This is a genomic window from Streptomyces sp. GC420 (assembly GCF_009916105.1).
Lineage (GTDB): Bacteria > Actinomycetota > Actinomycetes > Streptomycetales > Streptomycetaceae > Streptomyces.
The window spans coordinates 1-5,544 of the sequence record NZ_JAAAXQ010000455.1 but is presented as its reverse complement, the minus strand read 5'-3'; the positions used below and the strand labels follow the sequence as shown (position 1 = coordinate 5,544).

The following is a 5,544-nucleotide window of genomic DNA, read 5'->3' as shown; positions in this document are numbered from 1 at the left end:
CGCCAGGACAGACGGGGCCGACGGGCCGGAGGGGTTGCGGACCCGTCTGGAGGAAACCGGCTACCTCGTCGACGAGGGACTGGCCGTCGCCTGCTTCCTGGCGCTGCGGCTGCACCGGCCGCTGTTCTGCGAGGGCGACGCCGGCGTGGGCAAGACCGCGCTCGCCTCGGCCCTGGCCCAGGCGCTCCGTGTCCCGCTGATCCGTCTGCAGTGCTACGAGGGCATCGACGCCTCGCAGGCGCTGTACGACTGGGACTTCCCGCGCCAGCTGCTGCACCTGCGGGCCGCCGAGGCAGCGGGGGTGACGGACCCGGACCGGCTGGAGGACGAGCTGTACAGCAGACGGTTCCTCATCGCCAGACCACTGCTGCGGGCGCTGGAGACCCCTTCGGTGCTGCTCGTCGACGAGATCGACCGCGCCGACGACGAGTTCGAGGCGTTCCTGCTGGAGCTGCTGTCGGAGTACACGGTCAGCATTCCCGAACTCGGCACGGTGCGGTCCGAGTCGCCGCCCGTGGTGGTGCTCACCTCGAACCGCACCCGGGAGGTGCACGACGCGCTGAAGCGCCGCTGCCTCTACCACTGGTTCGAGCACCCCGGCTTCGCCCGCGAACTCGCCATCGTGAGAAGGCGGTTGCCGCAGGTCGCCGAGCGGCTGGCCGAGCAGGTGACGGCAGTCGTGCAGGAGCTGCGCTCCCAGGACCTGCTCAAGCCGCCCGGGGTGGCCGAGACCATCGACTGGGCCGAGGCGCTGGACGCGCTGGGGGCGAGCGAACTGGACGCGGAGCTGGCGGTGGCGACGCTCGGCTCGGTGCTGAAGTACCGCGAGGACGCCGAACGGGCCCGCGCGCTGGACCTGTCCTCGATTCTCGCGGCGCGCGGGGCGTGAGCGGCGGTGGACGCGAGCGCGGTGGCCGACGCCCCGGCCGTACTGGTCGGCTTCGCGCGGGCGCTGCGCGCGGCCGGCGTGGACGCCGGCCCCGACCGCGTCCAGGCGTTCCTGCGCGCCCTGGACGTGCTCACGCCCGGACGGCGCACGGACGTCTACTGGGCGGGCAGGCTCACGCTGTGCGGCACGCACGACGATCTGGAGCGCTACGACCGGGTGTTCGCCGCCTACTTCGGCACTGGCCGGCGCCGGGCGGGCGCGCCGCGCGCCGCGCCACCGTCACGGCTGCGGCTCGTCGCCCGGGAGGCCGGACCCGCCGGCGAGGCCGAGGCCGGCGAAGGCCGGGAAGCGGCGCCGGTGGCCACGCTGGCGAGCGCCACCGAAGTGCTGCGCCACCGCGACATGGGGGAGCTCACGACTCAGGAGCACGAGCAACTGCGGCGCCTGCTGGCGGCGTTCTCGCTGCGCGGGGAGCCACGGCGCACCGCCCGCAGACGCCCGGCGAGGCGCGGTCAGGTCGATCCGAGGCGTACGGTGCGGGAGTTGCTGCGCGGCGGCGGTGAACCGGCGCTGCTGCGCCACCGGGCCCGCGCCGTACGGCCGCGCCGGGTGGTGCTGCTGCTGGACGTGAGCGGTTCGATGGGCCCGTACGCCGACGCCCTGCTGCGTTTCGCGCACGCCGCGGCGCACGGCGGGCCCGGCCGCACGGAGGTGTTCACGCTGGGCACCCGGCTGACCCGGGTGACCCGTGAACTGAGCCACCGCGACCCGGACACGGCGCTGGCGGCGGTCGCGGCGGCGGTGCCCGACTGGAGCGGCGGCACCCGGCTCGGGGAGATGCTGCGCGGCTTCCTCGACCGGTGGGGCCAGCGGGGCATGGCGCGGGGCGCGGTCGTCGTCGTCCTCTCGGACGGCTGGGAGCGCGGAGACGCGGCGCTGCTCGGGGAGCAGATGCGCCGGCTGCACCGGCTCGCGCACCGGGTGGTCTGGGCCAATCCCCGTAAGGCACGGCCCGGTTACGCGCCGCTGGCCGGTGGCATGGCGGCGGCGCTTCCGCATGTGGACGACTTCGTCGAGGGGCACAGCCTGGCCGCGCTGGAGCATCTGGCGGCGGTCGTGGGCGGGACCAGGACCGGCCCCTGAGTCCCCGGCGGGGCGCAGGACCCGAGAGCTGAGAACTGGAGGAAACGATGGAACTGCACCACGAGTTCACCGTCCCTGTGCCGGTGGAGGAGGCATGGCGGATGCTCCTCGACATCGAGCGGGTCGCGCCGTGCATGCCCGGCGCCACTGTGGACGGCTTCGACGGCAAGACGGTCACCGGGAAGGTGAAGGTCAAGGTCGGTCCCGTCACGGTGACCTACGGCGGCACGGCCGTCTTCGAGGAGACCGACGAGTCCGCGCGCCGGCTGGTGCTGAGGGCCAGTGGCAAGGAGACGCGCGGGCAGGGCACGGCCAGGGCCACGGTCACCGCGACGATGGAGGAACGCGACGGCGGGACCGCGGTGTCGGTCGATACCGACCTGACGGTCACCGGGCGGCCCGCGCAGTTCGGGCGCGGCGTCATGGCGGAGGTGGGCGACAAGCTGGTCGGGCAGTTCGCCGCCTGCCTGTCCGAGGAGTTGGCAGGGCCCTCCGCGCCGCTCGTCGAGGGCGTCACGGGCGCCACCGGGGTCCCGGAGGAGCGGGCGGAGGCCGAGCCGATCGACCTGGTGCGGGCGGCGGGCGGCGCGGTCGCCAAACGCGCCGCCGTCGCGGTGGTGGCCGCCGCAGTCGCCGCCGCCGTCGTGTACTGCGTGTTCAGACGGCGCCGCTGACCGGCGTACGCCCGCTGACCGGCGTACGCCCGCCGGCCGGCGTACCCCGCCGACCGGACCGTCCCCCGGCCTGGGTAGGAAGGCGGTACGGATTGCCGAGCGAGGAGACGGTATGGCCCAGAGGAAGACACTGCCGCGTGAACCGTACGAGCGTGAGCTGTACCGGCTGCAGACGGAACTGGTGAAGCTGCAGGAGTGGGTCAAGACCGAAGGGGCCAGGCTCGTGGTGGTCTTCGAGGGCCGGGACGCGGCCGGCAAGGGCGGCACGATCAAGCGGGTGACGGAGTATCTCAATCCCCGCGTCGCGCGGATCGTGGCCCTGCCCAAGCCCACCGAGCGCGAGCGCACCCAGTGGTACTTCCAGCGCTACATAGAACACCTTCCGGCGGCCGGGGAGATCGTGCTGTTCGACCGCAGCTGGTACAACCGGGCCGGTGTCGAGCACGTGATGGGTTTCTGCACCAAGGAGGAGCACCGGCGTTTCCTGCACCAGTGCCCGATCTTCGAGAGGATGCTGGTCGAGGACGGGGTCCTGCTGCGCAAGTACTGGTTCTCGGTGAGCGACGCCGTGCAGGAGCAGCGGTTCCGGCGCAGACTCGACGACCCGGTGCGGCGCTGGAAGCTGTCGCCGATGGACCTGGAGTCCCTCAGCCGCTGGGAGGCGTACTCCAGGGCCAAGGACGAGATGTTCGTTCACACGGACATCCCCGAGGCGCCGTGGTGCGTGGTCGAGAGCGACGACAAGCGCCGGGCACGGATCAACATGATCGCGCATCTCCTCGCCTCCGTGCCCTACGAGGAGGTGCCGCCGCCGGCGCTGGAGGTGCCGCCGCGGCCCCCGTCGACGGGATACGTGCGGACGCCACGCGAGTTGCAGACCTATGTGCCGGACCATGCGGCAGGACTGGTCAAGGACTGAGGCGTCGTCCCTGGTGGAGCCGCCGGCGCCGGGTACCGGCGAGGGCCGGGCGGACCGGCGGCGGGGCCGGGTGGCCCATGGTGGGGGCACCCGGCCGGGCCGAAGCTGGAAGCGAAGGGTCCGTACCGGCCACGGGTCCACCGGAAAGGGGCAGCGATGAACACGTCCTCCAACTCCACCCTGCTGCGGGCCCTGCCCGCCGAGCACCGTGAGCGGCTGATGAGCATGGCCCGGGAGGTCTCCTTCCCCCAGGGCACGCGGCTCTTCGAGGAGGGCGGGCACGCGGACAAGTTCTGGATCATCCGCACCGGCACGGTCACCCTCGACATGCATGTGCCCGGCCGCCGGGCGGCCGACATCGAGACCCTCGGGCACAACGAGCTCGTCGGCTGGTCCTGGCTGTTCCCGCCGCACACCTGGCACCTGGGCGCCGAGGCGATGACACCGGTACGTGCCTACGAGTTCGACGCGGCGACGGTACGGCGGATGTGCGAGGCCGACCCCGAACTGTCCGCGTCTGTCTCCCAGTGGGTCGGACGTGTGCTCGCCCGCCGGCTCCGGGCCGCCAGGACCCGGCTGCTCGACCTGTACGCCCCTTACGGCAGCGGCAGCCTCCGCTGACCGGCTGACCGTCGTATCCGCCCGGCGGAAACCGACCGAGGAGTCACCGTGCACGCCACCCCGCACATCGTGAGCGACGTGATGACGCACACCGTCGTCGCCGTCGGCCGTGAGGCCACCTTCAAGGAGATCGTCAGGACCATGGAGCAGTGGAAGGTGAGCGCCCTGCCCGTGCTGGAGGGCGAGGGCCGGGTCGTCGGAGTCGTCTCCGAGGCCGATCTGCTGCCGAAGGAGGAGTTCCGGGACACCGATCCCGACCGGTACGAGCAGCTGCGGCGGCTGTCCGACCTGGCGAAGGCCGGCGCGGTCACCGCGGGAGAGCTGATGACGGCGCCGGCCGCCACCATCCAGGCCAGCGCGACCCTCGCCCAGGCCGCGCGTGCCATGGCCCAGCGCAAGGTCAAGCGGCTTCCCGTGGTCGACGAGACGGGGATGCTTCAGGGCATCGTCAGCCGCGCCGATCTGCTCAAGGTCTTCCTGCGGGACGACGAGGACATCGCCGAGGAGGTACGCCGAGAGGTCGTGGCCTACCTGTTCCCGGCCCCGCTGTCGCCCATCCAGGTCACGGTCGAGGACGGTGTCGTCACCCTGAGCGGGCGCATCAGGGACACCACGCTGGTGCCGGTGGCCGCGCGGCTGGTGCGGGCCGTCGAGGGTGTCGTGGACGTCGAGATCGCGCTCATGGGCCCGGGCCGGCACCCCGACCTCGACCCGGACCTGGCCGGTCCGGCACCCGTACCGCCGAAGGCCGAGGCGGCGAAGGGCGAGGCGGCGAAGTGACGGCTGCCGGGGCGTGACACCTGCGGGGTGAGGCGCCCCGGGCCCGGCGCGTCAGGGCCGGGTCCGGGGCGGCAGCCTGTGCAGCTCGACGGCGCCCAGCCTGCCGTCCTCGACGACGGCGGTCATGTACGTGCAGTGCGGCTGCCGCCGCCGGTCGGTCGGCGACCCCGGGTTCAGCAGCCGCAGCCCACCGGGCGCCGTGGTGTCCCAGGGGATGTGGCTGTGCCCGAAGACCAGCACGTCCAGGTCGGGGAAGAGCTCCGCGCAACGGCGTTCGCGCTCCTGCGCGGAGCCGGTCTCGTGGACGACACCGAGGCGCAACCCGTCGAGTTCCGCACGCGCCACCTCGGGCAGCCGCGCCCGCAGCTCGGGGCCGTCGTTGTTGCCGTACACGGCGATCAGCCGGCGGGCCCGGGACTCGAGGAGATCCAGCGTCGCGCTGTCGACCCAGTCCCCGGCGTGCACGACGGCGTCGGCGGCGCCGATCGCGTCCAGCAGCTCCCCCGGCAGCGCGCGGG

Annotated in this window: 7 protein-coding genes; 6 read left to right on the top strand and 1 reads right to left on the bottom strand. The window is 73.2% G+C overall.

Features of this window, described 5'->3' with window-relative positions; all coding sequences use genetic code 11:
* The first annotated feature begins 34 nt into the window (after positions 1–34).
* The 6 genes from GUY61_RS33830 (at position 35) to GUY61_RS33805 (ending at position 5,026) form a co-directional block, all read left to right on the top strand.
* A complete protein-coding gene (locus GUY61_RS33830) occupies positions 35–889 on the top strand; it encodes a MoxR family ATPase (RefSeq protein WP_166634145.1) in 855 nt (284 codons plus the stop codon).
* Between the two features lie 6 nt (positions 890–895).
* The gene (locus GUY61_RS33825) at positions 896–2,032 is read left to right on the top strand and encodes a VWA domain-containing protein (RefSeq protein WP_313896991.1); all 1,137 of its coding nucleotides are present in this window, start codon (positions 896–898) and stop codon (positions 2,030–2,032) included.
* A 47-nt stretch (positions 2,033–2,079) separates the two neighbouring features.
* Positions 2,080–2,706 (top strand): SRPBCC family protein, encoded by a 627-nt coding sequence (locus GUY61_RS33820; RefSeq protein ID WP_166634143.1) that lies wholly within the window; start codon positions 2,080–2,082, stop codon positions 2,704–2,706.
* A 112-nt stretch (positions 2,707–2,818) separates the two neighbouring features.
* A complete protein-coding gene (gene ppk2, locus GUY61_RS33815; protein WP_166634142.1) occupies positions 2,819–3,625 on the top strand; it encodes a polyphosphate kinase 2 in 807 nt (268 codons plus the stop codon).
* 156 nt (positions 3,626–3,781) lie between these two features.
* Positions 3,782–4,246, top strand: coding sequence for a cyclic nucleotide-binding domain-containing protein (locus tag GUY61_RS33810; RefSeq protein WP_166634141.1), 465 nt, complete (start codon positions 3,782–3,784; stop codon positions 4,244–4,246).
* 48 nt (positions 4,247–4,294) lie between these two features.
* Positions 4,295–5,026, top strand: coding sequence for a CBS domain-containing protein (locus GUY61_RS33805; RefSeq protein ID WP_166634140.1), 732 nt, complete (start codon positions 4,295–4,297; stop codon positions 5,024–5,026).
* Positions 5,027–5,077: 51 nt separating this feature from the next.
* Here the strand turns inward: GUY61_RS33805 and GUY61_RS33800 are convergent.
* Positions 5,078–5,544: metallophosphoesterase (locus GUY61_RS33800; protein ID WP_166634139.1), on the bottom strand; the 467-nt coding region annotated here is incomplete at its 5' end.

Excerpts from the sequence above, each read along its gene's own strand:
- ppk2 (WP_166634142.1), top strand. The coding sequence starts at position 2,819 with ATGGCCCAGAGGAAGACACTGCCGCGTGAACCGTACGAGCGTGAGCTG.
- GUY61_RS33810 (WP_166634141.1), top strand. The coding sequence starts at position 3,782 with ATGAACACGTCCTCCAACTCCACCCTGCTGCGGGCCCTGCCCGCCGAG.
- GUY61_RS33820 (WP_166634143.1), top strand. The coding sequence starts at position 2,080 with ATGGAACTGCACCACGAGTTCACCGTCCCTGTGCCGGTGGAGGAGGCA.